Origin of the sequence: Dyadobacter sp. UC 10 (genome assembly GCF_008369915.1) — a bacterium.
Lineage (GTDB): Bacteria > Bacteroidota > Bacteroidia > Cytophagales > Spirosomataceae > Dyadobacter.
The window spans coordinates 2,495,320-2,521,696 of the sequence record NZ_VSRN01000001.1 but is presented as its reverse complement, the minus strand read 5'-3'; the positions used below and the strand labels follow the sequence as shown (position 1 = coordinate 2,521,696).

23 protein-coding genes are annotated in these 26,377 nt (G+C 45.2%); 13 read left to right on the top strand and 10 right to left on the bottom strand.

Going from position 1 to position 26,377, the window contains the following annotated elements; genetic code table 11:
- The gene (cysS, locus tag FXO21_RS10395; protein WP_149640023.1) at positions 1–1,503 is read right to left on the bottom strand and encodes a cysteine--tRNA ligase; all 1,503 of its coding nucleotides are present in this window, start codon (positions 1,501–1,503) and stop codon (positions 1–3) included.
- Positions 1,504–1,535: 32 nt separating this feature from the next.
- Positions 1,536–1,922 carry a DUF5618 family protein gene (locus FXO21_RS10390; RefSeq protein ID WP_149640022.1) on the bottom strand — a complete coding sequence of 129 codons (387 nt, stop codon included), beginning with the start codon at positions 1,920–1,922 and terminating at the stop codon, positions 1,536–1,538.
- A gap of 196 nt (positions 1,923–2,118) precedes the next feature.
- Between FXO21_RS10390 and FXO21_RS10385 the strand changes: the two genes are divergently transcribed.
- Positions 2,119–3,036 carry a PfkB family carbohydrate kinase gene (locus tag FXO21_RS10385; protein ID WP_149640021.1) on the top strand — a complete coding sequence of 306 codons (918 nt, stop codon included), beginning with the start codon at positions 2,119–2,121 and terminating at the stop codon, positions 3,034–3,036.
- Positions 3,037–3,110: 74 nt separating this feature from the next.
- Positions 3,111–3,902: a glycerophosphodiester phosphodiesterase family protein gene (locus FXO21_RS10380; protein WP_225865641.1), complete on the top strand. Its 792-nt coding sequence runs from the start codon at positions 3,111–3,113 to the stop codon at positions 3,900–3,902.
- A gap of 10 nt (positions 3,903–3,912) precedes the next feature.
- Here FXO21_RS10380 and FXO21_RS10375 read toward each other — a convergent pair whose 3' ends face one another.
- The 4 genes from FXO21_RS10375 to kdsA form a co-directional block, all read right to left on the bottom strand.
- A complete protein-coding gene (locus tag FXO21_RS10375) occupies positions 3,913–4,452 on the bottom strand; it encodes a DNA-3-methyladenine glycosylase I (protein WP_149640019.1) in 540 nt (179 codons plus the stop codon).
- 28 nt (positions 4,453–4,480) lie between these two features.
- Complete coding sequence (locus tag FXO21_RS10370) at positions 4,481–4,936, bottom strand: hypothetical protein (RefSeq protein WP_149640018.1); 456 nt, start codon at positions 4,934–4,936, stop codon at positions 4,481–4,483.
- 64 nt (positions 4,937–5,000) lie between these two features.
- Positions 5,001–5,684, bottom strand: a complete 684-nt coding sequence (locus FXO21_RS10365; protein ID WP_149640017.1) for a phosphatase PAP2 family protein — start codon at positions 5,682–5,684, stop codon at positions 5,001–5,003.
- Complete coding sequence (gene kdsA, locus FXO21_RS10360) at positions 5,681–6,493, bottom strand: 3-deoxy-8-phosphooctulonate synthase (RefSeq protein WP_149640016.1); 813 nt, start codon at positions 6,491–6,493, stop codon at positions 5,681–5,683. Before kdsA ends, FXO21_RS10365 begins: the two co-directional genes overlap by 4 nt.
- Before the next feature lie 228 nt (positions 6,494–6,721).
- Here kdsA and FXO21_RS10355 point away from each other — a divergent pair, with 228 nt between their 5' ends.
- The 5 genes from FXO21_RS10355 (at position 6,722) to FXO21_RS10335 (ending at position 11,416) form a co-directional block, all read left to right on the top strand.
- On the top strand, positions 6,722–6,958 hold the full coding sequence (locus tag FXO21_RS10355; protein ID WP_015813362.1) for an acyl carrier protein: 237 nt from the start codon (positions 6,722–6,724) through the stop codon (positions 6,956–6,958).
- Between the two features lie 44 nt (positions 6,959–7,002).
- Entirely contained in the window at positions 7,003–8,256 is a 1,254-nt protein-coding gene (fabF, locus tag FXO21_RS10350; RefSeq protein ID WP_149640015.1) for a beta-ketoacyl-ACP synthase II, read from the top strand.
- 14 nt (positions 8,257–8,270) lie between these two features.
- Positions 8,271–9,017, top strand: a complete 747-nt coding sequence (gene rnc, locus FXO21_RS10345) for a ribonuclease III (RefSeq protein WP_149640014.1) — start codon at positions 8,271–8,273, stop codon at positions 9,015–9,017.
- Positions 9,018–9,239: 222 nt separating this feature from the next.
- The gene (locus tag FXO21_RS10340) at positions 9,240–9,668 is read left to right on the top strand and encodes an Hsp20/alpha crystallin family protein (protein ID WP_149640013.1); all 429 of its coding nucleotides are present in this window, start codon (positions 9,240–9,242) and stop codon (positions 9,666–9,668) included.
- 212 nt (positions 9,669–9,880) lie between these two features.
- Positions 9,881–11,416 (top strand): Do family serine endopeptidase, encoded by a 1,536-nt coding sequence (locus tag FXO21_RS10335; protein ID WP_149640012.1) that lies wholly within the window; start codon positions 9,881–9,883, stop codon positions 11,414–11,416.
- Positions 11,417–11,482: 66 nt separating this feature from the next.
- Here FXO21_RS10335 and FXO21_RS10330 read toward each other — a convergent pair whose 3' ends face one another.
- Complete coding sequence (locus FXO21_RS10330; protein ID WP_149640011.1) at positions 11,483–12,997, bottom strand: pseudouridine synthase; 1,515 nt, start codon at positions 12,995–12,997, stop codon at positions 11,483–11,485.
- Positions 12,998–13,297: 300 nt separating this feature from the next.
- Here FXO21_RS10330 and FXO21_RS10325 point away from each other — a divergent pair, with 300 nt between their 5' ends.
- The 3 genes from FXO21_RS10325 (at position 13,298) to FXO21_RS10315 (ending at position 17,841) form a co-directional block, all read left to right on the top strand.
- Entirely contained in the window at positions 13,298–15,247 is a 1,950-nt protein-coding gene (locus FXO21_RS10325) for an acetoacetate--CoA ligase (RefSeq protein WP_149640010.1), read from the top strand.
- 109 nt (positions 15,248–15,356) lie between these two features.
- The gene (locus tag FXO21_RS10320; RefSeq protein WP_149640009.1) at positions 15,357–17,060 is read left to right on the top strand and encodes a S41 family peptidase; all 1,704 of its coding nucleotides are present in this window, start codon (positions 15,357–15,359) and stop codon (positions 17,058–17,060) included.
- A 28-nt stretch (positions 17,061–17,088) separates the two neighbouring features.
- Entirely contained in the window at positions 17,089–17,841 is a 753-nt protein-coding gene (locus tag FXO21_RS10315; RefSeq protein ID WP_149640008.1) for an SDR family NAD(P)-dependent oxidoreductase, read from the top strand.
- A gap of 11 nt (positions 17,842–17,852) precedes the next feature.
- Here FXO21_RS10315 and FXO21_RS10310 read toward each other — a convergent pair whose 3' ends face one another.
- The 3 genes from FXO21_RS10310 to FXO21_RS10300 are packed head-to-tail and all read right to left on the bottom strand — an operon-like array spanning position 17,853 to position 22,163.
- Positions 17,853–18,533, bottom strand: coding sequence for a peptidoglycan DD-metalloendopeptidase family protein (locus FXO21_RS10310; protein ID WP_149640007.1), 681 nt, complete (start codon positions 18,531–18,533; stop codon positions 17,853–17,855).
- 59 nt (positions 18,534–18,592) lie between these two features.
- Positions 18,593–21,178: a zinc-dependent metalloprotease gene (locus tag FXO21_RS10305; RefSeq protein WP_149640006.1), complete on the bottom strand. Its 2,586-nt coding sequence runs from the start codon at positions 21,176–21,178 to the stop codon at positions 18,593–18,595.
- A 49-nt stretch (positions 21,179–21,227) separates the two neighbouring features.
- Positions 21,228–22,163: a Ppx/GppA phosphatase family protein gene (locus FXO21_RS10300; protein ID WP_149640005.1), complete on the bottom strand. Its 936-nt coding sequence runs from the start codon at positions 22,161–22,163 to the stop codon at positions 21,228–21,230.
- Between the two features lie 157 nt (positions 22,164–22,320).
- On the opposite strand from FXO21_RS10300, the gene rpsU reads away from it, so the two are divergent.
- The 3 genes from rpsU to FXO21_RS10285 all read left to right on the top strand — a co-directional run bounded on the left by rpsU (position 22,321) and on the right by FXO21_RS10285 (position 26,142).
- Positions 22,321–22,515, top strand: a complete 195-nt coding sequence (gene rpsU / locus FXO21_RS10295; protein WP_026629542.1) for a 30S ribosomal protein S21 — start codon at positions 22,321–22,323, stop codon at positions 22,513–22,515.
- 101 nt (positions 22,516–22,616) lie between these two features.
- Positions 22,617–23,489, top strand: a complete 873-nt coding sequence (locus FXO21_RS10290; RefSeq protein WP_149640004.1) for a tyrosine-type recombinase/integrase — start codon at positions 22,617–22,619, stop codon at positions 23,487–23,489.
- A gap of 67 nt (positions 23,490–23,556) precedes the next feature.
- Positions 23,557–26,142, top strand: a complete 2,586-nt coding sequence (locus tag FXO21_RS10285; protein ID WP_149640003.1) for a phosphoenolpyruvate carboxylase — start codon at positions 23,557–23,559, stop codon at positions 26,140–26,142.
- Positions 26,143–26,377 lie beyond the last annotated feature (235 nt).

The window sequence follows — 26,377 nt, the reverse complement described above, 5'->3', positions numbered from 1 at the left end:
TTATTCTTCGTAAGCCCAGTCGACCCGAACTTTCGTGTCCCGAATCACCAGACCCTGATTTTTGAAATAAGAACGGATTTCGTCTACTTTTTCGTAGTTCTGCAACTTTTTAAATTCCCGGTACAGGTTCAGCATTCCATCCAGAACGGCATTCCCTTCTGCCAGTTCTTCTTTCAGACCGATTACGTCTTCGAAGAATACGATGAAGTTATCTTTCAAGAGATTAAAGGACTCTTCGCCGATCGCTGCCGGTTTCAATTGCCCCATATTGAGCATATTGATGTATTTGAGCAAATTAAAAAGATTAGCGAACGCGACTGCGGTATTCAGGTCGTCGTTCATCGCGGCATAAAAACCGTCGACCGATTTCTGAATATCTGTCTTTTTCGCTTCGTCAATAGTAACCCCTTCTTCCTCAGTATAAGTTAGCAGTTTTGCATTCCTTAATCCGTTAGCCAGCTTTTTATAGCCTTTATGCGCGGCTTTCAATGCATCATTTGAAAAATCCAGCGTACTGCGGTATTGACTTTGCAGCATAAAAAACCGCACGGTCATCGGGCTGTAAGCCTGGTCGAGCAATTCATGGTTTCCGGAAAAAAGTTCGGAAGGCAAAAATGAGTTACCGAGCGACTTGGACATTTTTTGTCCGTTCACAGTGAGCATATTGGTATGCATCCAGTAGCGGACTGGTTCTTCACCGGTGAGCGATTTTCCCTGCGCGATCTCGCATTCGTGATGCGGAAATTTCAGGTCCATACCACCGCCGTGAATATCAAACTGCTTGCCTAAGTACTTCTTACTCATGCAGGTACATTCCAAATGCCAGCCGGGGAAGCCCATTCCCCAGGGAGAATCCCACTGCATAATATGTTCCGGACTGGCTTTTTTCCACAATGCAAAATCGAGCGGGTTGCGTTTCTCTGCCTGTCCGTCGAGTTCGCGGGTTTCATTTAAAAGATCTTCAATAATGCGGCCGGAGAGCTTTCCATATTCATTTCCAGCACCCTGGTATTTATTAATGTCGAAATAAACAGAACCGTTTGATTCGTAGGCGGCCCCTTTTTCTATCAGCGTCTGCACGGCCTCTATCTGCTCGATCAAATGGCCGGTTGCAGTAGGTTCAATGCTGGGAGTTAGCAGGTTAAATATGGCGGTAACATCATGGAAATCATTGGTATACCGCTGCACAATTTCCATCGGTTCAAGCTTTTGCAGCTTGGCCATTTTACCGATCTTATCCTCACCCTCATCACCATCTCCCACAAGATGGCCCACATCTGTGATATTCCGCACATAGCGGACTTTATAACCGATGTGCGTGAGGTAGCGGTATAAAATATCGAATGCAAGAAACGTGCGGATATTTCCTAAATGCACATTATTATAGACCGTCGGACCGCAGACGTACATGCCAACATAGGGAGGGGCAATTGGTACAAATACATCTTTCTTGCGGGTAAGTGTATTGAATATCTTAAGGGGCTGGAAAGTTTGTTCGGTCATTGATCCGGTACTTACTGAAAAATTTATCTGAATTAATTACTCCTTTTCTCAAGACGCGTTTCTACCCAATCTATGATTTTTTCGGCTTCTTCGAGGCCAATGTTTGCAATTCTTACACTTTTGGAACCGTCATATCCCATTGATAAATGTAATAGCTCATAGGCGGTTGCAAAATTAGACATCACTTTCTTATCTAGAACGCTCAGCTCTTTCTGATACCATTCGACACCTTTTCTAGTTTTCTTTTTGGTGCCTGGTAAAAGTTCGTCCAAGGCTAGCAAAACACCGGTGTAAGCAGTATGTCCGGCGATCTTGACATATTTCCTGTCAAGATAAATGCCGTCCTGCTTCTTAGCATTGACGCTGAGAAAATTCTTCGCATTAGCGATGTGCCTTCTTGCTTCTGTAATTGATTCCATTTATTAAGTATGTGTTTATAGCGGAGAAATAAAATCTTAGTCAGCAAAAATAACAAATAACCAATGATAGATTCGCCGCCACTTAATATTGAGGTGGGCAGAAATATGCTATTCATCCGTTTTACTTATCTTCGCAGCGTTTTTTGGAATTAATACAAAGTTTGAAACTAACTTAAAATCAACACAGTAATTATTTATGAGCTTACTTACCGTAGGATCTGTTGCATTCGACGCGCTCGAAACGCCTTTTGGAAAAACAGATAAAATTATCGGAGGCGCCGCCACTTACATCACACTATCCGCGTCTTATTTCACAAGGGATAATAATCTGGTTGCCGTAGTAGGCGGCGATTTCCCGAAGGAAATGATCACGCTTTTGCAGGACCACGGCATTAGTACGGAAGGACTTGAAATTGTTCAGGACGGAAAAACCTTCTTCTGGTCGGGCAAGTACCACGAGGATATGAATACCCGCGATACGCTGGTTACCGAGCTGAATGTAATGGAGCATTTTGATCCGATTATACCTGATTCCTACCAGGGTACCGAGTTTCTGATGCTGGGCAATACGGTTCCGGCTACGCAGAAACTCGTGATTGAAAGAATGGCAAAGCGTCCGAAGCTGATCATGCTCGATACCATGAACCTGTGGATGAATATCGCGCTGGATGATTTGAAAGCTGTTTTAAAACTGGTCGACCTGATCACGATCAATGATGAAGAAGCGCGCCAGCTCTCAGGAGAATATTCACTGCGTAAGGCAGCGAAGAAGATCATGGAAATGGGGCCGAAAACTTTGATCATTAAAAAAGGAGAACATGGAGCGTTACTTTTCCAGGAAGACCGCATTTTCTTCGCGCCTGCATTGCCGCTGGAAGAAGTTTTTGACCCGACCGGTGCAGGTGACGTTTTTGCAGGCGGATTTATCGGCTACCTCGCCAGTACCAATGATATTTCATTCGAAAATATGAAGCGAGGCGTTATTTACGGTTCTGCAATGGCTTCTTTCTGTGTTGAAAAATTTGGTACGGAGCGTTTGGTCAATCTTTCGCGTGAGGAAATCAATGCGAGGGTGCAGGAATTTGTGAACCTGAGCAGTTTCGAAATACAATAGTTTATAGGTTAAAGTCGATGAGTCTATGAGTGCGGGAATCTTGCTGTACTTGTAGACTTTTATCTTTTATGGTTATGATTGTCAGAGGATTAGTAATTCTTTTCACGATTTTGGGGTTAAATGCGCTCGCGCAGCAGGTGAAATTGCCCCAGTGTAAAAACAAAACGGTAGTGATCGCCCATCGCGGGAATCACATCGCAGCTCCGGAAAACACGCTGGCTTCCTGCCGGGATGCGATCGAATGCGGCGCGGATTACGTTGAAGTTGATCTCCGGACTACGAAAGATGGAAAGCTGGTGGTGCTCCATGATGACAAAGTCGACCGCACTACGAATGGAAGCGGCCGCATTTCTGAAATGACGCTATCGGAGGTAAAGAAATTGCAGGTTTTTAACAGAAACAAAAAAACACACCGCATTCCCGAGTTTCGTGAAATGCTTGCATTGTGTAAGGACAAGATCAATATCTACCTGGATTGCAAGGAAGCCAATATCGAGGAAGCCTGGAAGCAGATCAAAGCTGCCGAAATGGACAATCAGATCATTGTTTATCTGAACGACGAGCGGCAATACCGGCAATGGAAGGAAGCTGCGCCGCATATTCCGTTGATGACCAGCCTGCCCAAAGATGTAGCCAATACAGAGCAATTATTGGGTTTTTTGAAAAAAACGCAGGTTCAGATCCTCGACAATGTGAAAGATCACGAACTGATCAAAGTGGCCAACGAACATGGCGTGGAAGTTTGGCTGGACGTACAAAGTCCGAGCGAAGGTCCGACTTCGTGGAAAGAGGCGCTTGACAAGGGTGTTCAGGGATTACAAACCGACCAGCCGGCGCATTTGCTTACCTATTTAAAAGGGCATTAAAACCAAATTCTCAGCCTGCCAGTCGCTCGATTTTCTGATAAATAGGGCATTCCGGCGAATGTGCGCCAGGTAAATAGCCGGTACTCATCAAAAATTCATTCACAATCTCGCCACCGGTAAATTTGAATGTTTTCTTAAAAAGCTTGATCCACTCGGGTTTTGTCAAAGGGTGATTGGCATTGATCCAGGCCTTGAAGGAGCCGTACTCTTTCCTCAATTCCAATATCTTCTGCGCATTCACAATTGCTGCATTGATTTTCAGCCGGTTTCTGACAATCCCGGGATCCTGCATTAGCCGCTCCCGGTCGTTTTCGTCAAAAGCTGCTACTTTTTCAATGGAAAAATTGGCATAAGCATCGCGGAAAAACGATTGTTTCCGCAACATTAAAGTCCAGCTCAGTCCGGCCTGGTTTATTTCCAGCAAAAGCCGACCGAAAAGCTCGTCATCGTCGTCGATTGGGTAGCCGTAGTGGTTATCGTGGTATTCTTTATTTAAAAGAAAATCAGTTGCCTCAGAACTGTTGTTGTTAATATAGTCGCAGTAGGACATTGTTTTGTTGATTGTAGATTTTCTAAAATTACAGAATCCCAACCTGTACTTCGGTAGTATTTCCTGCCGGGTTTTGAAAATCCATATTAATATAAATTTCGCGATTCTGGCCGGAAGGAGCGTGATTTCCTTCGCCCAATTGCGCAAAGATTCCGCCGTAAACATTGCCTAATCCGTTCCAATCTCCCTGTAATTCCTGAGAAATACATTGAAATGGTTCCAGGAATTTTTGCCTGAATTCGGAGCCGGAAACGGGCGATGCAGGGTTAACGGGCAATGCAATGGTCAATTTAAAAACAGTATCCGGGTTTTCGTCAGCGCCTTCATAGATCCAGTAAACAGGCCCGGTAATTTCAAGATCAGAAGCGATCGCATCGCGGTACAACCTGCGCGCAACCAGCCTTACATATTGAAAAATTTCGGTCAGCGTCGTTTCCGTTTCATAATACAGAACATGGATCGGAGCAATAGTTTTGACTTGCATAGGGCTGTTTGTTTTAAGTGATATGCAAATAAAATGGAGACGAATGACAGCCCTGTGTCAGCAGCTATTCCGGAACTGCTCTTTTTTTCTTTCGGGGAAATTTCTGTTTGAGCCAGGGATAGCTGATGTAAAAAACTTTGGTAGCGCCGATCCCGATTCCTGCGCCCATCAAGACGTCTGCCAGCCAGTGTTTATTATTTAAAATCCGCATAGCGCCTACTGCTGAGGCAGTTCCATAGCCTCCGATACTGTAAAACACACTTCTTTCACCATATTCCTGGTGCAATATCTCCGCATTTGCAAAAGCTGTGGTAGTGTGCCCGGAAGGAAAAGAATGGTTGTCTTCCCCATTGGGCCGCGGATATTTTGAAATGCGTTTTATACCCTGAGTAACCACCTGTGCGCCGATGTTCGAGAGTAATGCGAGGATTACCTGGTCGCCAAGCGAATGTTTGCCTTTGACTCCGGCTGAGGCCAATGTAAGGCTCACAACGCCAGGGGCATACGGAAGAAAATCATCCGCATTGGTATGAAATGAAGGATATTGCGACCGGACTTCCCGTTGCAGGCTGCGGCTGATTTTTCCCTGTACCACCAACCCGGCAACAGCCAGCGAAACAGGTGGAATTACGTCGCCCGCCCTTACTTTCCAAAGTGTCGAATCGCGCTGCGCATAGACCGACTGCGGGAGCAGGTTGCAGCAGATCAGTAATGCGAATAGCTGGTGACGGGCGATTTTTAAAATCATAGGATAGCCTCTCTAACCCGAACAAGCCTTTCCAGCAAACCTTCCAGCTGATCCAGCGGGAGCATATTCGCACCGTCGGATTTGGCTTCGGAAGGGTTGAAATGCGTTTCAATAAAAAGCCCGTCCGCACCAACTGCGATCGCTGCTTTCGCGATGGTTTCGATCAGTTTCGGCTTGCCTCCGGTAACTCCTGAGCTTTGGTTGGGCTGTTGAAGCGAGTGCGTGCAATCCATCACTACGGGCACATTAAATGCAGCCATTTCAGGCAGATTACGGTAGTCGACCACCAAATCGCCATAGCCGAAACTATTGCCACGATCGGTTAGAATAACCTGGCATTGAGGATTGACCTCGTAGACTTTGTCCGCAGCGAATTTCATGGAAGCGCCCGATAAAAACTGGCCCTTTTTGACGTTCACAGCTTTGCCGGTTTTTGCGGCGGCTGCCAGCAATTCAGTCTGCCTGCACAGGAAAGCGGGGATCTGCAAAACATCCACATACTCGGCCGCCATCGCCGCTTCGTGTGATTCATGAATGTCGGTTACCGTAGGTATACCAAAGGTTTGCGAGACCTCTTTGAGGATATTCAAAGCCTTTTCATCGCCGATCCCTGTAAATGAATCTATTTTGGTACGATTGGCCTTCCGGTAAGAACCTTTAAAAATATAAGGAATCCGGAGCCGGTCAGTAATAGCGACGATTTTCTCCGCTATCCTTAGCGCCATATCCCGGCCTTCAATCGCGCAGGGACCTGCCATCAGGAAGAACTGAGAAGAATCCGTATTTTGTAATTTTGGTATCGAAATCATGTTTAAATGATTGTTTTTTATAAAAATCTGGTGAATGTACACTTATCCGGCATGTTCTCCAGGCTATCGAAAGAATTCGAAAAACGTATACATGATAAGTATCTGATTTACTGTTTTTTTTATTTCGGAAGCAGACATTACAATAAAAACAGCTCAGTAAAAAAATTTTGAAAAAGTGAACTAGAATATCTTTCTTTGTTGCGATTTTAACCAAAAAGTGATTATAAAATGTCAGCAATTGCAGAAAGAGTTAAGCAAATTATCGTCGAGAAACTCGGCGTAGAAGAGTCGGAGGTTACACCGGAAGCAAACTTCCAGAACGACTTGGGAGCAGACTCTCTAGACACCGTTGAATTGATTATGGAATTTGAAAAAGAATTCAATCTATCTATTCCTGACGATCAGGCAGAGAACATTGGTACGGTTGGCCAAGCTGTTGCATACCTGGAAGAGAACGTGAAGTAATTCGGTTTTTATACCAGTATCATCTTCTATTTCTGTCCTTTTTTATGAGTTTTAAGCGAGTTGTGATTACAGGAATGGGCGCATTGACGCCCATCGGGAATGATGTTTCTACCTTTTGGACAAATCTGGTTGCGGGGGTAAGCGGCGCTGCGCCGATTACAAGGTTCGATGCTGAAAAGTTTCGGACCCGTTTCGCCTGTGAAGTCAAGGGATTGGACATCAACAATTACATCCCGCGACAGGAAGCGCGTAAAATGGACCCATTTACACAATACGCGGTAATTGCGGCAGACGAAGCCATGAAGGACGCCGGCTTTGACGTAGATAAGCTTGATCTCGACAAAGCCGGTGTAATTTGGGGCACCGGAATCGGTGGTTTGAAAACCTTTGAGGAAGAAGTCATGAACTTCTCCGAAAATGGAAAAACGCCCCGCTTCAATCCTTTCTTTATTCCTAAAATGATCGTGGACAGCGCATCGGGAGTGCTCTCGATCCGCTACGGCTTCAGAGGTCCGAATTTTATCACCGTATCTGCCTGCGCATCAGCTACCAACGCTTTAATAGACGCATTCAATTACATCAAACTGGGTATGATGAATGTGTGCATTTCCGGCGGCTCGGAAGCGGCTGTGACGATTGCGGGTGTGGGCGGATTTAATGCATTAAAGGCGCTTTCCGAAAGAAACGACAGCCCTGAAACAGCGTCCCGGCCTTATGATAAGGACCGCGATGGATTTGTACTGGGAGAAGGAGGGGCCGCACTGATCCTGGAAGAATACGAGCACGCAAAAGCCAGGGGAGCGAAAATTTATGCTGAAATGATCGGTGCGGGAATGTCTTCCGATGCCTACCACATTACAGCACCTCACCCCGATGGATTGGGTGCTTACATCGTCATGCGGAATGCCGTGGAGAATGCCGGGATCCAGGCTTCTGACATTGATTACATTAACACCCACGGTACGTCAACCCCAATCGGCGATCCGCAGGAAATCAAAGCCATCGAGAAATTTTTTGGAGAACACGCTTACAATCTTAGCATCAGTTCGACCAAGTCAATGACCGGCCACTTACTTGGCGGGGCAGGTGCTATCGAAGCGGCTGCCTGCATTATGGCAGTGAGAGATCAGATAATACCTCCGACCATCAATCATTTTACAGACGATCCGGAAATTAATCCAAGGCTAAACCTTACTTTTAACAAAGCAGAAAAACGAAAGGTGAATATAGCCTTGAGTAATACTTTTGGCTTTGGAGGTCATAATGCATCAGTCATTTTCAAAAGGTATGAAGACTGATAAACTTTCTACAATTGGCAAAGCGAATTCTTATACCGATACTTTCCCTTTTCAGAACCGGAAGCGCTGAGGATAAAAAATTTAAGGAGTCTATTGCACATGTAATAGGCGACCGTCCCTCTAACCTTGGTGTCTACCAACTCGCTTTTCGCCATACATCTGCCTCGAAGGAGACAGCCATTAAAGGATTTCGTGAATCAAACGAACGACTCGAATATCTTGGGGATGCAGTGCTTGGGATGGTCGTGGCAGAATTTCTTTTTACCAAATATCCCTACAAGGACGAAGGCTTTTTAACCGAGATTAGGTCAAGGATCGTTAACCGCGAATCGCTTAATCAGATCTCCCGGAAGCTAGGCCTCGATAGGCTCATCGAATATGATGGTAACCGTCGCGGGATGTCGCCAAGATCCTCCATGTACGGCGATGCGCTCGAAGCTTTTGTAGGTGCTATTTACCTGGACAAAGGCTTTCGCTTCACACGCACATTCATCATCAGTAAACTCATTACGCATTATGATCTGGATAGTATTATTCAGAATAATGCGAACTTCAAAAGTCTCATCATAGAATGGGCTCAGCGTGAGGGAAAGGAGATCCGCTTCGAAATTATTGAAGAGCGCGGTACCCGCCATCACCGCGAATTTATCTCTCAGATACTCGTTAACGACGAGCCCTTCGCAACCGGAAACGGCTTTACAAAAAAGAAAGCCGAACAATCTGCTTCTGAGCAGGCTTGCGCACTTCTGGAACTACGCTAATCTTACAATTTGCAGTTTGCTCTGACATCAAAAACTGTCAGCAGAGCAGTTTCATTTCCACGCTAAGTGCGTCATTTTGTCATTAAAATTGGACAATGGAGAATTTGTGCGCCATTTTGGCATATTATTTTGTAGTGTTTTTAGAGAGGAACAGGAATTGATATAATCCATTCATAACCGCAGAGGTTAAACTGAAACTAAAAACATAAAACATTTATAGCAATGAGCACATTAGTAAAACATTTTGCAACACCTTCTTATTTAAATGGTTTCCTGAGCAAAGACCTTTTTCCGGAATTCAATACCCCGGCATTCTCGGGTAGTGTACCAGCCGTGAATGTGGTTGAAAGTAAAGAAGGTTTCCGCATTGAAGTAGCGGCTCCTGGTTTGCAGAAGTCAGATTTCAAATTGAATCTTGAAAAAAATCAGCTGACGATTTCTGCTCAAAAAGAGCAAAAAACAGAGGAAAACGAGGAGAAATATACCCGGAGGGAATTCAAGTACAACTCTTTCCAACGCACGTTTACCTTGCCTAATTCAATAGACGGTGAGAAGATTGAGGCAAACTATTCAGAAGGTATCCTAAACATTGCATTGCCTAAGCGGGAGGAAGCCAAAGAAAAGCCTGCCCGCCAAATCGAGATCGCTTAACCGGTCGGATTAATCTGAAAGGCGTTATTTCAAAAATAGCGCCTTTTTTATGTGGCATAATTGCAAATCGGGAAGAATCTGGTGGCAGGATTATTTAGTAAAAACCGAAATCCAATACCTTTGTTAAAATATGTTAAATGAGCGTGCTACGGGAATAATTTGTTATTTGCTTTGCGTTATTCATTCACAAAATAAAACCCCAACATATGTCTATGAAAACAAATTGGAAAGGTTTAGTGTTGGTGGGGTTGATTTCCAGTGCGTCAACTCTCGCCGGCTTTAAACTGTTAGGTACAGATAATGATAAAGATGTAATTTTTAAGGAGGCGTCGGGTGAATCTATCGCACGCTTCACCTCAACCGGAACGCCGGTCGGTGCACCGGGGGATTTTGTATATGCTGCAGAAGCAACAACCCCAACGGTTGTGCACATAAAATCAACTTCCACCCGCCAGGCTTACCGCGGCGGCGGCCAGCAGATTCCTGATATTTTCAGAGATTTTTTCGGTGACGACTTCGGAGGCGGCTCGCGCGGCCCTCAGTCGCAGGAAGCATCAGGTTCTGGTGTAATTATCTCTGCGGACGGATATATTGTAACTAACAACCACGTTGTGGAAGGTGCGCAGGAGCTGGAAGTTACGCTGCATAATAAAGGAAAATACCGGGCGAAAGTAGTCGGAACCGACCCTTCTACCGATATCGCAGTGATTAAGGTGGAAGCAAAAAATCTTCCGGCAGTGACGCTTGGAAATTCTGATGCAGTGAAAGTAGGAGAGTGGGTAGTAGCAGTAGGTAACCCATTTAACCTTGAGTCTACGGTAACAGCAGGTATTGTTAGTGCCAAAGGCCGTGGTTTGGGTATAATCGGTCAGTCAAGCCGTCGTAATGGGGTAACGCCTGCGTCAGCAACTTCCGGAGATTCACCACTTGAATCGTTTATTCAGACTGATGCCGTAGTTAACCCCGGAAACAGCGGAGGTGCGTTGGTTAACCTCAAAGGTGAATTGATCGGCATAAATACGGCGATCGCCAGCCCGACCGGTAGCTTTGCAGGATATGCATTTGCGGTTCCTTCCAGCATTGTGAAGAAAGTATCGAGCGACCTGATCAAATTTGGTAATGTACAGAGAGGATACCTGGGAATTCAGCTGGATGATCTTGACAGCAGAAAAGCAGAAGAGTACGGCGTGAAAGTAAATGATGGTGTGTATGTTCGTGAATTCACGGAGAATAGCGCGGCCGAAGCAGGTGGTGTCAATAAGGGCGATGTTATCGTGAAAGTAGATGGAATGGATATTCATTCCGTACCTGAACTGCAGCAAGCGATCGGTCTTCACAAGCCTGGCGATAAAGTGAACCTGACGATTAATCGTGATGGAAAGGAAAAAGACGTAAATATCACACTTCGCAACCGGACCGGTGGTTCTGATATCATCAAGCGTGACGAAACAGCTGCAATCATGAGCGTACTCGGGGCGCAGTTTGGTAATTTGAGCGATCAGGAGAAGCAACGCTTGTCGAGATATAAAGTGGAAGGTGGTGTAAAAGTGCTGGCTATTGAAGGCGGTAAATTTGCACGTTCGCAAGTGGAAGAAGGTTTTATCATCACCAAAGTGAATGGAAAAGCGGTTCGTACTGTGAAGGAGTTTGAAGCTGCCATCGCAGGAAAAGAAGAATCAATGGTGACGTTCGAGGGTTTATACCCAGATGCTCCATATGATATATTCTCTTTTGGATTCAGATTGTAATAGATTTTAGTAAATAAAAAACCGGCTGCGAGTTTCGTAGCCGGTTTTTTTTGTTTACCTATGAATTCAAAGCATATACTTCAGTTTAACCACTTCTTTCTCGCTCAAAAAACGCCACTTCCCGCGTGGAAGGTCTTTCTTGTTAAGGCCGGCAAATACCGTACGATCCAGTTTCTGAACTTCGTAGCCCAAATGTTCAAACATGCGGCGAACGATCCTGTTACGGCCGCTGTGGATTTCAAGACCAACCACCATTGCATCAGGTGTAACAATACCCACTTCGTCGGGGTGGATAAATCCGTCTTCAAGTTCGACTCCGTGCTGCAGGCTTTCAAAATCCTCGGTAGTAATAGGTTTGTCCAGTTCTGCCTGATATATTTTTTTGATGCCGCTTGAAGGGTGGGTCAGTTTTTCTGCCAGCTCTCCGTCGTTGGTTAATAGAAGCAAGCCGGTAGTATTGCGGTCGAGGCGACCGACTGGGTAAACCCGCTCATTACAAGCTCCCCTGATGAGATCCAAAACTGTTTTTCTTTCTTCCGGATCGTCGGTGGTAGTGATATAATCCTTCGGTTTATTGATCAGAATGTAAACCATTTTCTCGGGATTAAGTGCCTTTTTGCCATATTTGACAACGTCGGTCATTTTCACCTTATACCCCATTTCCGTGATGGTTTTTCCATTAACGGAAATTTGGCCACCCGAAATCAGATCATCGGCTTCGCGGCGAGAGCAAATGCCTGCGTTCGCGATGTATCTGTTGAGCCTGATATCACTGGTTTCTTCTTTTTTTTTTGGAGCGTTCTTTTTCTCGTATTCTTTAAGATTATAGCGGGGAGCACTTTCAAAGCGACCTACTCTTCTGTCCAGGCCACTGCGATCTTCTGCTTCAGGGGATTTTTCCTCTCTCGCAAAATTCTCCCGGGGTTCTCTTGCAGGTTGGTCATCTCTCTCATTTCTCCGTCCGAATGCAGGTTTTCCAGTTGGTTTGAAATCTTTTTTGTCGAAACGTGGCCGCTCGCTTCTTTCCGTATCTCTTCCAAAAGCAGGTCTTTCGTTTCTATCGGTATTCCTGGCGGAGCCAGCTCTTTCGCCTCTGCTTGCGTTTCTATCAAATGCAGGTTTTTCGCCCCGTTCAAAACGCGGTTTTTCTCCTCTCTCGGAAAAAGGCTTTCTCTCAGAAGAGTCGTCCTGCGTGCGGGGCCTGAACGGCCGGGCGTCACCCGTTGAATCTGATTTGCGAAATGACCTTTTTTCGCCCTGGAAACCTTTATCTCTGAACGGGCGGTCGGATTTTTCAAACGGCTTATCCTTGCGAAAGCCTCTCTGATCGGGCCTGTCAAAACGCGGACGTTCGTCCCGTGGCTTCTCGTGGTCAAAACTTGGACGGGCTTTCGTGGGCCTGTTGTCGCCGCTGGCAACCCTCAGGCTGGATTTTTTGATGCTCGGTTTGCTAAAACGGCTCTCTGCTTCCGGTTTTGCTTTTCTGAATGAATTGCCTCCGCTGCTTTTGCGGAATGATTTGTCTCCGCTGTTGGAAGAGCCTGAGCCCGAAGGCTTCGAATTGTTTATTCTTTTTCTCATTGTAGGAATGCAGTATCACTACTGGGATTTATTTCCTCTTAACAAATTGCTTGTAACTGAAAGTGATTTTGCGGGTAATTTCTGATATTTAAAGTCGTCAAAATCAATCAGCCAGCGTCTCTGATCATCAGAAAGTATTGATAATATTTGGATTAGCCTGCAAAGGTACGTCAATTTTCTGACTAAATATTTCGAGTTTTGTTTATGTCAAAAGTGATAACACAACGTTTATTAGTACTATCAGCGAAAATCCTGCTATGAAGGGTTTTTGATCTAAATCTTCACCGTAATGAATTGAATATGTCAGCCGAGGTGCAAAATCAACCCTTGTGGAAACCAGGAAGGACATTGCTGGAACATTCCAATCTTAAAAAGTACATGGATTGGCTGTTCGTTAAAAAAGGGCTTTATTTTCGGTCCTATCACGACCTGTGGGAATGGTCGGTGACCGACCTCGAAGATTTTTGGGAGAGCCTCTGGAATTATTTCAATATCAAATCACATGACCTTTATCTGGAAGTGCTGCAACGCCCTCAAAGCGGCCTTATCGGAACAAAGTGGTTTACGCGCGCCAAGCTCAACTACGCCGAACATATTTTCAGAAATAAAAATAAAGACCGACCCGCTATTATCTTTCAGTCGGAGCAGGGTGGTCCCGCTGAAATATCCTGGGAAAGATTGGAGGACGAGGTGGCAGCAGTTGCTACCTGGCTCAGGCAAATCGGTGTGAAGCCAGGTGACCGGGTGGCTGCGGTACTGCCTAATATTCCTCAGGCGGTCATCGCATTTTTGGCTGCCAATTCAATCGGCGCGGTCTGGTCGTCCTGTTCTCCCGATTTTGGTAAAACTGCATTAACAGAGCGGTTTTTGCAGATCGAACCAAAAGTACTTTTCATTGTAGACGGATGCCAATACAATGGAAAAATATATGATCTGACCTCATTTGCGCAGGAACTTTCAATTTCACTGAATTCTGTCAAAGATATTGTTCTTATCAACCATATCGGTTCCGAAACAAAGCCCGACAGGTATACTTCCTGGGAAGATATTCTTCATTTGCAACACGCCGGCCTGGATTTCGAGCCGGTTTCATTTGATCATCCTATCTGGATTCTGTATTCATCCGGAACAACTGCCGCCCCGAAAGCGATTACGCATAGTGTAGGCGGGTGCCTGATCGAGCATATGAAAGCACTGGTACTTCATCAGAATGTCAAACCCGGCGACCGGTACTTCTGGTATTCCACGACGGGCTGGATGATGTGGAATTACGCCCTGAGTTCGCTATTGTGCGGGGCTACACTGGTAATTTACGACGGTGCCCCTACTTTTCCTTCTTCTCAGGTGCTCTGGACTTTCGCGGAGCAGGCGCGCATCACGCATTTCGGGAGCGGAGCCGCCTTTTATATCACTTCCATGAAGAATGGAGTGAGCATTACATCGGAGCGGCTTTCCAGTCTGGAAACAATCGGGTCGACTGGCTCACCATTGCCGCCGGAAGTGTTTGAGTGGGTTTATAAGCAGGTAAAGAAAGACGTTTGGCTGATTTCGTTGAGTGGAGGTACGGACGTTTGCAGTGCTTTTGTAGGCGGCTGTCCCATAACTCCGGTTTATGCAGGCGAAATTCAGTGCAGAATGCTGGGCTGCCGGATTGAAGCTTTTGACGAAGATGGTAAGCCGGTCCTTAATGAAATGGGGGAAATGGTGATTACGCAGCCTATGCCGTCTATGCCAATCTACTTTTGGAATGATGAAAACCAGGAAAAGTACCTGAGCAGCTATTTTGAAATGTATCCGAATGTCTGGCGGCACGGGGACTGGATTAAAATCACGGACCGCAAATCAGTGATTATCTACGGTCGCTCCGATGCTACCTTGAACCGGGGCGGTATCCGTATTGGTACTGCCGAAATTTACCGGGCTGTGGAAAGTATTCCTGCAGTGAAGGACAGCCTTGCAGTATATCTGGAAAAGTCAAATGGCGAAGGTACAATCTCTCTTTTTGTGGTTTTGGCAAATGGAATGAACCTGACCGACGAGCTGAAAGCTGAAATCAAAGACACACTTCGTACCCAATACAGCCCGCGGCATATCCCGGATACGATCGAGCAGGTCGACGATATTCCTTATACTATCAATGGTAAAAAAATGGAAGCACCGATGAAAAGGATTCTGATGGGGCAGGATCCGGAAAAATGTATTAACCCGGATACAATGCGAAATCCAGAATCTTTGAAGTCATTCGTGTAGTAGTTTTTCAAGTTAACCTGCTTGGAATAAGCAACCAAAATCGCTTATTTCACGTTAGCTAGAAGTCATACGCCGGGACAGATTTATCCCTTTTTTTAATTTCGACAGCATGAACCCAGAAAAATCTCAGACACCGATTAATAACCCGAAATCGGTCGTGCGGTTGCCGATCATTATCGGAATTACACTGGCCGCCGGCGTATTGTTGGGAAGTACTTTTTTTAGTGGCGGAAAAAAACTGTCTGACGTTGCAAAAGGGTTCAGCAAGTTCAGGGAGGTTCTTTCTTTGGTAGAAAACAATTACGTCGACTCAGTTAATACCGAGGAGCTTGTAGATTATTCTATTTCAAAAATGCTGGAAAAGCTCGATCCACACACCGCCTACTTTAATTCGGAGGAAGCTACCGCTGCAAGATCACAGCTTGAATCAGGATTTGACGGGATTGGTGTTGAATTCAATATTTATAACGATACGGTTTACGTGGTAACGCCGCTAAGTGGCGGGCCTTCTGAAACGGCAGGAATCCAAAGTGGTGACCGGATTATTTCAGTTAATAAGGAAAAGCTGTCTGGTCCCGGCGTCACCAATGCACAGGTATATAAATTGTTGCGCGGTAAAAGAGGAACTAAGGTAGATCTTGCTATCGAAAGGGTTGGGTTAAATGAAAAAATGAATTTCTCCGTTGTGCGCGACCGGATCCCGACATTCTCTGTGGATGCATCCTACATGGTTGATCAGGAAATCGGGTATATCAAAGTAAGCCGGTTCTCCGAATCCACTTTCGAAGAATTCAAATCTGCTTTGAAGACATTAAAAACCCAAGGTCTTACAAAGCTTATACTGGATTTACGGGGAAATCCGGGCGGATATATGGAACGGGCTACCAGTATGGCCGATGAATTCATAGCCGGGGATAAATTACTGGTTTATACAGAAGGAAAAGACAGCAGGTTTGACAGGAAAACCCGCTCGCATGTAGATGGTCTCTTTGAACAAGGCCCGCTGATCGTATTAGTTGATGAGGGAAGTGCCTCAGCCTCTGAAATCCTGGCGGGCGCTTTGCAGGATCACGACCGGGCACTGGTAGTAGGAAGGAGATCTTATGGTAAAGGATTAGTTCAAATGCCGATCAAGCTTTCCGACGGTTCCGAATTGCGCCTGACTATTTCGAGGTACTATACGCCAAGTGGACGAAGCATTCAAAAGCCTTACGAGCTTGGCAAGGGAGAGGATTATAGCCAGGATTTATCGCACCGCTACGAAAGCGGCGAGCTGTTTAATGTTGACAGTATTAAGTTTGATAAAAGTAAGGTTTACAAAACCGACGGCGGGCGCATTGTTTACGGCGGCGGCGGAATAACACCGGACATTTTTGTTCCCAAAGACACCTTAATGAATAGCAAATACCTGTTTGAGCTTTATTCAAAAAACATTATCAGGGAGTATGCATTGAAATACGCGAATGCAAATCAGAAAAAGCTCGAAAAACAAACTTTCGATGAGTTCGCCAAATCCTTCGAAGTTTCAGATGCAATGATCGCAGAAATGATAAAAGATGCTTCCAAGGCGGGGATTAAACAAAATCCGACAGAATTAAACCTCTCAAAACCATTGATCACTTCACAGACCAAAGCAATAATCGGCCGGTACGTCTGGGGCAGGAAGCAGAAAAGTGGGCTGAACAATGAGGTTTTCCAGATTCTTAACCCTACCGACAATGTATATCAGCAGGCTGTTCAAATGTTCAACCAGGCAGCACAGCTGGAAAAAGGTAAATTCAGCAGTTTGAATATTCCCAGAAAAGCGGAATAGCAGGCTCAGTAATATTTAAATCGACCCAATGTCCCGTATTGCATTGATTACCGGAGCAACTTCCGGAATAGGAAAAGCAACTGCCGAATTGTTTGCAGATGCAGGAATAGACCTGATTCTTTGTGGGCGGCGCCAGGAGAAACTGGATGAAATCGCCGAAAAATTATCTTCCAAAGTTGAGGTTACCACGCTGATTTTTGATGTGCGCGATAAAGGCGCCGTGGCAGCAATGATCAATTCGCTCTCTGATGATTGGAAAAATATCGATATCCTTATCAATAACGCAGGAAATGCACACGGGCTGGGCTCGCTGGACGAAGGTGACCCGGAAGACTGGGACGCGATGATCGACGGCAATGTGAAGGGGTTACTTTACGTTTCAAAGGCGGTTATTCCTTTGTTACTGGAGAGAGGAAAAGGGCATATTGTGAATATCAGTTCCATTGCCGGTAAGCAGACTTATCCTAACGGAGCAGTTTATTGTGCTTCGAAAGCAGCCGTGGAAGTGATCAGCGAAGGAATGCGCCTGGAATTGACGCAGCATGGCATTAAAGTCACCAATGTAGCTCCCGGCGCCGTCGAAACGGATTTCTCGCTTGTTCGTTTCAAAGGGGACGAAGCTCGCGCAGAAAAGGTGTACCAGGGTTTCGATCCTTTGCAGGCCGGCGATATTGCCGATTCAATCTTGTATGCCGTGAATGCGCCCGACCGTGTTACCATTGCGGATTTCACTATTTTAGCCAGCGCACAATCCACTGCGACCACGATTCATCGCAAGTAGAATTTGTATTGTTAAGCATTCTCCGGAATCCGCAATATCAGATTAGGGTCCGGGCATAGTGACAGGTAATGCAGTTTGTCCTGAATACTGCTCACACCTGGAAAATCGCCTTGATAATTTCCCATATCCGCAATAATCTGGAAGTGAAGGTGTGGCGGCCAGTCGCCGTTCTCCGGATAGTTTCCGATAAAAGCGAAATGCTCGCCCGCCTCGATGCTTTTTCCAGCAATCATTCCTTCAAGTGAAGAGAGGGAAAGGTGGCCGTAGAGGGTATAAAACTTAATATCCGCTAGCTCGTGCGCCAGAACGATCGTCGGGCCGTAATCTCCGTAATTATCGTTGAATGCGAAGCTGTGGACCTTTCCGGCAAGGGGGGCGAAAACGGCTTCTCCGGCGTCAATCCAAATGTCCGTTCCCAGGTGAATGCTTCTTGCATTAACAGAATCGCCACCGAAATGCTTTCTGTGGCGGTAAATGATACGATCTTCTCCATACCCGCCAATACCTGTATAAGCGTTTTTCTGCAAAAGTTCATCAAACACAAAACTGGAAAATTCGCCGGTTTCCGACAGGTCCCTATTCACAAGTGCTTTATTGGCTGCCGAGAAATCAAGCTTTTTATAGGGTTTACCAGTTTGAATAATTTTTGCAAAATCTGGAAATGCGGAAAGTGCAAGTTGAAGATCTGACATATTATCTCTTGTACATTTAAAAACAAAATGCCTGACGCGTGGCCAGGCATTTTACAATTCTATTTTGGATCCAGATTTTGCTTAATCCGCTGCAAAACGTCCTGTAAGTGATATTTCGAGATCTTGTCAGTCGTTTTTGGCAGCGCCGAGGTAATGCTCGTTTTGATCGATTCCAAATGCGCTCTCGCGATGGAAGGTAAGTCTGTCTTTTCAAGCTCGACCACCCGCGTAGAAAACCCGTAAGTAATACCGACCGGGATCGACTGCACATTTGCTTTGCCGGGTTTGAGCAAGTCGATCAGCTTTTCTGCGTAAACCTTTTGAAGGTTTCTTCGATACAGATCAATGTTTTTGCCAGTTTTAACTTCCGACCAGATGCCGCTTTCCAGGTCAGTGAAAAGCTCGTCCAGCGTGTAGTTTTTAGAGGTCAAACCTGTTTCCATTAATCTCACTGCCCGATCTCCTGCAAAAAGCGTGGTAATCGCATATTCATGCAATGCTTTGATCGCCTCCACGCCGGTTTCAGGCTTGATCTTGTTCATGATATTCTGGTCCAAAAGCCAGGCAGGCGTTTTGAATAATTGTGCATTCAGGAAGTTGACTGCTTCTTTTTGTATCTCTTTTGAAACAGGAGTGAAAGTCTGGCCTTCCATATCGTAGGTGATCGGATCGTCATAAATCCCGCCAATATTCTTGATTACGTGGCCGAGGTACCTGCGATACTGCGCAGTCACGTTGCTGTATATTTCGTCCAGCTCTTTGTAACTCTCGCCATCTTCTTTACTCCATTCAATCAGGTTTGGGACAATTCTTTTCAGGTTTTTGATACCGTATTCCGAAGCTTTCATTGCATTATCTCCCAAATCCTCGGTTTGGTAACGTGGGTCGTACGGGCTTATTTCTGTTCCAAAATGCAGGCGCGAATCTTCGTAAGCCTCTTTCGTCAGCGTATTCAGCAATGCTTTCTCCGCCTTCGGATCATCCACATCAGGGAAATAGCTGTAACCCCATTGAATCGCCCATTTATCATAATCCCCGATTCTTGGAAAAAGATCGGTAATGCCGTCTTCCGGCTGAGCCACGTAGTTAAACCGAGCATAATCCATGATGGAAGCAGTGTGCCCATGTTCTTTGATCCACTCTTTATCCCGCAATTTTTCAACCGGCGTAGCCGAGCTCGCGCCCATATTATGCCGCAGGCCAAGGGTATGTCCTATTTCGTGGGAGGAAACGAAACGTACCAGCTCTCCCATTAACTCATCGTCAAACTTCTTTGTTCTTGCTTTCGGATCAACAGCACCGGCCTGAATGATATACCAGTTGCGCAGCAAACGCATGACATTATGGTACCAGCCAATGTGGCTTTCCAAAATCTCGCCGCTCCTCGGATCGTGTACATTTGGTCCGTAAGCATTCTGAATATCAGCCGCGAAATAGCGGATCACCGAATAGCGGGCGTCTTCCAGGCTCATCGTCGTATCCTTTTCCGGCCAGTACTCGCCCCGGATTGCGTTTTTCCAGCCGGCTTTTTCAAATGCAACCTGCCAGTCGTCAACACCGGCTTTCAGGTACTTGCGCCATTTTTCAGGAGTAGCAGGATCAATATAGTAGACGATTGGTTTTTTGGGTTCAATCAATTCACCGTTTTTCTGCTTCGCAGCATCATCCGCATTTTTCGGTTCCAGGCGCCATCTTACTGCAAATACCTCTGTATCCGAGCGGTGCGATTCTTCTCCAAAAACGGCATATTGATTTGCAAAATAGCCGACCCGGCTGTCAAAAAATCTTTTTTGCATGGGTTTTGCGGGAAGTAATATCAGCGAGGTGTTCATTTCAAAGGTCACCACGCCCGCATCAAGGCCCGAGGGAAGGTATTGCCCGATAGAAGGGGTAGGCGAGGTACTGAGCATTTGCGGCGTTACCGAAAAAGTCTTAACCGTGCGTATTTCCGTGTTGATCGGATAAGTGCGGATTTTTTCGATAAACGATGCTTCCTTTTTGAACGTGGTCAGTTTGAGCAATTGTTTGTTTACCGAGCTTAGCGAAAAAACCTGATTATCCGCATTGAAAAAATCAGTTACCTCAATGACCGAAGATTTACCTTCCGGCTCCTTTTTTGCTGCTTTGATATCAAAAACCCCGATAATCGGATCTGAATTTGAATTCTTCACCGCCTGAAAAATAGGTTTGGTACTGTCAGGACTTGTCAATACCACTGTTACCGAGCGTAGCAACAGGTTATCGTCCATTCCTCTTTCCCAGCGGATCATCTGCCTGTTCACTTCCTCGCCGCCAAAAATCCCGCCGCCCGCTGCTGTTTTGGAATAACGTGTAACAGCCATGATATCCCGGTTCAGCAATGAGTCAGGTATTTCGAAATACCATTTGTCATCCTTTTTGTGCACTGAAATCATGCCTTTCTGGCTTACTGCACTTGTGTCGATCAGTTCCTTAAAGGGTTTCGGGCCCTTTTTTTGCTTTTCGTCTTTTAGCTTGTCTTTAACCGCGCTGGCCATCGCGTCTACAGCCTTTTCGATTTTTACATCTTCCTTCTTTTCCTCTTTCTTCTTTTTCTTTTGTGCATTAGCATCTGTCAGATACACGAGGGCTAGACCTGTCAGTAGGAGGCAGCGAATTAATTTCATAGGGTTTGTTTACTGAATTATTAAGTGATAGCAGAAAAAAGGCTCAACATCAGGCGGCTAATAACTGGGCTAAAACGCCCTCTTTGAGCGCATAACTTGATACCTGGATTTGTTGAATTCCATAAGTTTTCAAAACATAGTCGACCAGGCACACTGCCACTACGATCATATCAACCCGCAGCTCGATCATACCCGGAATTTGCATTCGCTCGTCATGGTTTCCAGATAGTATCAGACTATACGCCCTGTAAAACTCCTGAACTGTCAAATCAAAGTCGGTTTGCCCGGACGGGGGTGCCTTCTTTGTGCGGTATTGAAAATCAATATCCACCAGTGTATCGAAGGTTCCCGAGGAGCCGATCAGTTTTTCGGGCGCATATTGGTGTACTGCATTCGCCAACGGGATGAGGTGCTCTTCAAAATAATTGTAGATATTTTTCTTGTCGGCAACAGAAAGCGGATCGTTTCGCATGAATTTCTCCATAAGCCGCTGGCCGCCGATTTCAAAACTCTGTTTCCAGAAAATCTGAGCGTGGTTACCTATAATAAACTCAACGCTTCCGCCGCCGATATCCATGATCAGCGCGGGCGCATCGCCAATATTGGTCCCAAACCGCACGCCATTATAAATGTATTCAGCTTCCTTATTTCCATCGATAACAGTAATGCGGATTCCGGTTTTAGCCGATACTGCATCGCAAAATTCCGCCTGATTTTCAGCATTGCGAATCGCACTGGTACCAAATGCGAAAGTATTTTCCGGCTTTATATCAAAATGATCAAGCTTTTCCTGAAAGTATTGCAGTACATTGAGAGCCCGGTCCGTAGCCTCCGCAGTAATTATTTTTTTGTTGATCCCTCCTAAACCTATACGCGCAGGTTTGCTGTCATGAAAAATAGTTGAAAACCGGTTTTCTTCCTTTTCGACAATTAAGAGATGAAAAGTGTTTGTTCCTAAATCAATAATACTGAGTCTGGCGCTCATATGTGGCTGCGTAATAATGGCGTTGCTTTCTTACCCTGACAATGATTGCAAAAATAACCTAATTTTTAATGAGTTATTTCTTGATTTTCTGTCGAATATAAGTTTTCTTTGCAGTCCGATTTCAGAAACCAATTCAAAAAACATTACATTAAGAAGCATGCTGATTATCAACATTAAAGACAACGAATCGATTGACCGCGCTCTTAAGCGTTACAAGAAGAAATTTGAAAGGACCGGTACAATGCGTCAGCTCCGTGCCCGTACAGCTTTCGAAAAACCATCTGTTAGACGTCGTTTCGAAGTTTTGCGTGCCGTTTATAAAGAGAAAACTTACGGTCATTTAGAAGACTAGTCCATAAGGAAAGGTTTCTGAATGAAATTTATAGGATCAGTGTATCCATACAAAAAAGAGCTGTCTGATTTCAGATAGCTCTTTTTTGTATATTGTCCGCTATGATAGCCTCATTTCTGGAATTCCTGACATTTGAGAAACGTGCCAGCGCGCATACGGTGAAATCTTACCAGACAGATCTGGATCAGTTTCAAAAGTATCTGTTGTTTCAATATGACTGCGATACTCCGGAATCCGCCCAGCCGGCCATGCTTCGCTCATGGATAGTCAGTTTGATGGAGGAAGGATTGAATCCAACTTCTGTAAACCGGAAAATAGCTTCTCTCCGAAGTTATTATGGTTTTTTACGACGAAAGCAGCTGATTCCAAAAGATCCGACCAAGGTATTGTCTGCATTAAAAACCCGGAAAAAACTTCCTGCTTTTGTAGAGGAAAAAGCTATGGAAATGCTTTTTCAGGAGGATTTTTTTACTGACGATTTCACAGGTAGGCGCGACAGGGTGGTACTAGAATTGTTATACGGAAGTGGTATTCGTCTGGCTGAATTGCTTGACCTTGAAGTGAAACATCTCAACCTGCCGGCGCGAACGATCCGTGTTTTTGGAAAAAGGTCCAAAGAGCGTATTGTACCTGTCGGTGCCTCGCTTGTCAAACTTTTATCTGATTATCTTGTGCAAAGAGCGGATATTGCGGAAACGGATAGTCTGATCATAACAGATTCAGGAAAAGCGGGTTATCCGGTTTTCGTTCAAAGATTGGTGAAAAAGCATTTGTCCGCCGTAACTACACTTACTCAGAAAAGCCCTCACGTGCTGCGTCACACTTACGCGACGCACCTGCTGAACCGGGGCGCCGACCTGAATGCGATCAAGGAATTACTCGGGCACGCTAATCTTGCTGCAACTCAGATTTATACGCACAACTCCATCGAAAAGCTGAAAAAAACACATCAGCAAGCCCATCCGAAAGCCTGAAAGCCATTTTTTAAGATTATATTTGACCTTGATAGAGGGTTTCAGAATATAATTTGGTAACAACATTATGAATAACAGTTTTCAGGACGCAGTTGTAACGAAGTATAATATTTTCAACAGCCTTTTTCTGAGTTTGCCTTACAGGGGTATTTTTCAGACGGGCTCGTTACTTCCAATACTGACCCAGCAGAGTGAAACAGGTTTTCAGGAAGGAAAATCGCCCAAAGAAATCATTGAGCACTTTTTCTCGGAATTACTAGAAACCGCAACGCCAAAAGAAAGAACAGATCTGCTCTTTTTATTTATACAGTATATTGAAAGACAGGTAGTTCTGTTCGATTCTGTTGAAGACGCCGCTTTTGATCAGACGCACGACCTGACTGGCAAAGGCTCCGTCACTTATTTGACAGAGCGACTCGAGAGCGACGAACTGAAAAAGAAGCTGCTCGCAAAACTCGAAGATTTTAGTGTCCGAATTGTCTTAACTGCACATCCGACGCAATTTTATTCAGGAAAGGTACTTGGAATCATCAACGACCTGGAAGATGCAATAAAGAAAAATGATTTCACGGAGGTAAATCAGCTGCTTTTGCAACTTGGAAAAACAGCATTTATCAATCATGAAAAACCCAGCCCGTTTGATGAGGCGGTTAGCCTTTGCTGGTTTTTGGAAAATGTATATTATGACGCAATTCCCTCCATTCTAGAAAAACTGATCAATGGATTGGGCATGAGTGTGCATGACTGGCCCTATCCAAATGTTTTCAGGCTCGGCTTCTGGCCAGGCGGCGACCGGGACGGAAATCCATTCGTTAACCCTGAAACTACTTTGCAGGTGGCTGAAAGACTGCGGGAAACACTTTTACGCAGTTATTACCGCGATCTACGCACATTGAAGAGAAGACTCACTTTTAAGGGAGTTGATGAAGCGGTGTCGCTGGCGGAAAGAAAAATGAACAGTACGATCTTCGGTCCTTTTGATCAGGGATATGCGAATGCGCAGGAGCTGATCGATGAACTGTTATCTGCACGCGAAGTGCTGGTAACCAAGCATCAGGGGCTTTTCGTAGAGTTGCTGGATAATTTTATACTGAAACTTAATCTGTTCGGATTTTTCTTCGCAAGTCTTGATGTTCGTCAGGACAGCAGAAAGCACGGGAAAGCGTGGGAGGATATTCTCAAGAGACTCGAAAAGAAAATCCCGCTATTGAAATACAGCGACTTTGAAGGCTGGGACGAGGAGAAGAAAATTGAAATGCTGCTGTCGCTCAATATTCCGTTACGCGACGAAGATTACGAAGATCCGCTCACAAAAGATATACTTGGCTCAATCCGGGCGATCAAAACGATCCAGGAAAAAAATGGCGAAAAAGGTGCTCACCGCTATGTGATCAGCAATAACACATCTGCATTGAATGTAATGCAGGTAGTTGCATTAGCGAAGAACCTTATCGCAGATGTAAACGGCAAACTGGCGCTCGACGTGGTGCCACTGTTTGAGACAGTGGACGATCTTGCGAATGCGCCGGAAATTATGACCAGGCTCTATCGGAACGAATTTTACCGCAATCATCTGCAAAATCGTGAGAATCACCAGACTATTATGGTCGGTTTTTCTGACGGAACAAAAGACGGAGGGTATCTTCGAGCCAACTGGTCGATCTACCGTGCGAAAGAAGAATTAACAAAAGTGTCGCGCGAATTTGGAATCAAAGTCACATTTTTCGACGGAAGAGGCGGACCTCCGGCAAGGGGCGGAGGTAACAACCACAACTTCTACTCGTCTCTCGGATCGGATATCGAAGATAAGGAAATTCAGTTAACAGTTCAGGGCCAGACGATTAGCTCCAATTATGGAACAGTTACTACAGCCATGTATAATCTGGAAAGATTGTTTACGGCAGGGCTGGAAAATCATTTGTTCCGTGGAAACCGGGCTGAGGATGAACTGAGCAGCGAAGACAAAACATTGATCGAGGAAATGGCGGTCGCCGCATACGAGTCGTACCTGGAACTCAAAAACCACCCGATGTTTGTAAAGTATCTGGATAAAAAGACGCCATTGCGCTTCTATGGCCAGACAAATATCGGCAGCCGCCCAACAAAGCGTGGAAATGACGATGAGGGGTTGAAATTTGAAGATTTGCGGGCTATTCCGTTTGTCGGCTCCTGGGCGCAAATGAAACAGAATGTACCCGGTTTCTATGGTTTTGGATCTGCAATCCGCCAGATGGAGGGTGAAAACAAGGTTGAGGATATTAAGCAGCTTTATAAGAAGTCGCTGTTTTTCCGGACACTCATAGAAAATTCAATGCAGTCGCTTTCAAAGGCATTTTTCCCTGCTACCAAATATCTTCGTGATGAAGAGGAGTACCGGGAGTTTTGGGACAAGATGTACGATGAATTTATCCTGACGCGAGATTTGCTGCTGGATGTTTCCGGTCAAAAGGAGCTATTGGACAGCAATAACGTTACAAAAGTTTCTATTAAAACGCGCGAACGAATTGTGTTGCCACTGATCACAATTCAGCAATACGCACTTCAAATGCTCGCCAGCGACCCCAAAGATTTGACGGCAGATGTAGAAACTTACAACCAGCTGATTATGCGCGCGATGTTTGGTATTATCAATGCGGCGCGGAATTCGGCTTAGCGGATTAATTAGATAATGAAAACGCTTCTGATCGCACTGTTCAGGAGCGTTTTCGTTTTATTAGTGTGTCCTCAGCAGAGCCAGGTATAATCCCGGGAGGCTTTTTGGAAATACTGTAATGCGTGTGCTTGTCAGTAGAAAATGTATGTAAGGTTTATAGAATAATCTTGTCCGAAACCCTTCATTGTTTCAAGGAATAAAGAATTACTTCTATGCGATATCAGGGTGGTATTTA

Bases quoted from the DNA above. Each gene is read 5' to 3' on its own strand.
- cysS (WP_149640023.1), bottom strand. From the start codon at position 1,503: ATGACCGAACAAACTTTCCAGCCCCTTAAGATATTCAATACACTTACC.
- FXO21_RS10390 (WP_149640022.1), bottom strand. From the start codon at position 1,922: ATGGAATCAATTACAGAAGCAAGAAGGCACATCGCTAATGCGAAGAAT.
- FXO21_RS10385 (WP_149640021.1), top strand. From the start codon at position 2,119: ATGAGCTTACTTACCGTAGGATCTGTTGCATTCGACGCGCTCGAAACG.
- FXO21_RS10380 (WP_225865641.1), top strand. From the start codon at position 3,111: ATGATTGTCAGAGGATTAGTAATTCTTTTCACGATTTTGGGGTTAAAT.
- FXO21_RS10375 (WP_149640019.1), bottom strand. From the start codon at position 4,452: ATGTCCTACTGCGACTATATTAACAACAACAGTTCTGAGGCAACTGAT.
- FXO21_RS10370 (WP_149640018.1), bottom strand. From the start codon at position 4,936: ATGCAAGTCAAAACTATTGCTCCGATCCATGTTCTGTATTATGAAACG.
- FXO21_RS10365 (WP_149640017.1), bottom strand. From the start codon at position 5,684: ATGATTTTAAAAATCGCCCGTCACCAGCTATTCGCATTACTGATCTGC.
- kdsA (WP_149640016.1), bottom strand. From the start codon at position 6,493: ATGATTTCGATACCAAAATTACAAAATACGGATTCTTCTCAGTTCTTC.
- FXO21_RS10355 (WP_015813362.1), top strand. From the start codon at position 6,722: ATGTCAGCAATTGCAGAAAGAGTTAAGCAAATTATCGTCGAGAAACTC.
- fabF (WP_149640015.1), top strand. From the start codon at position 7,003: ATGAGTTTTAAGCGAGTTGTGATTACAGGAATGGGCGCATTGACGCCC.
- FXO21_RS10340 (WP_149640013.1), top strand. From the start codon at position 9,240: ATGAGCACATTAGTAAAACATTTTGCAACACCTTCTTATTTAAATGGT.
- FXO21_RS10335 (WP_149640012.1), top strand. From the start codon at position 9,881: ATGAAAACAAATTGGAAAGGTTTAGTGTTGGTGGGGTTGATTTCCAGT.
- FXO21_RS10330 (WP_149640011.1), bottom strand. From the start codon at position 12,997: ATGAGAAAAAGAATAAACAATTCGAAGCCTTCGGGCTCAGGCTCTTCC.
- FXO21_RS10325 (WP_149640010.1), top strand. From the start codon at position 13,298: ATGTCAGCCGAGGTGCAAAATCAACCCTTGTGGAAACCAGGAAGGACA.
- FXO21_RS10320 (WP_149640009.1), top strand. From the start codon at position 15,357: ATGAACCCAGAAAAATCTCAGACACCGATTAATAACCCGAAATCGGTC.
- FXO21_RS10315 (WP_149640008.1), top strand. From the start codon at position 17,089: ATGTCCCGTATTGCATTGATTACCGGAGCAACTTCCGGAATAGGAAAA.
- FXO21_RS10310 (WP_149640007.1), bottom strand. From the start codon at position 18,533: ATGTCAGATCTTCAACTTGCACTTTCCGCATTTCCAGATTTTGCAAAA.
- FXO21_RS10305 (WP_149640006.1), bottom strand. From the start codon at position 21,178: ATGAAATTAATTCGCTGCCTCCTACTGACAGGTCTAGCCCTCGTGTAT.
- FXO21_RS10300 (WP_149640005.1), bottom strand. From the start codon at position 22,163: ATGAGCGCCAGACTCAGTATTATTGATTTAGGAACAAACACTTTTCAT.
- rpsU (WP_026629542.1), top strand. From the start codon at position 22,321: ATGCTGATTATCAACATTAAAGACAACGAATCGATTGACCGCGCTCTT.
- FXO21_RS10290 (WP_149640004.1), top strand. From the start codon at position 22,617: ATGATAGCCTCATTTCTGGAATTCCTGACATTTGAGAAACGTGCCAGC.
- FXO21_RS10285 (WP_149640003.1), top strand. From the start codon at position 23,557: ATGAATAACAGTTTTCAGGACGCAGTTGTAACGAAGTATAATATTTTC.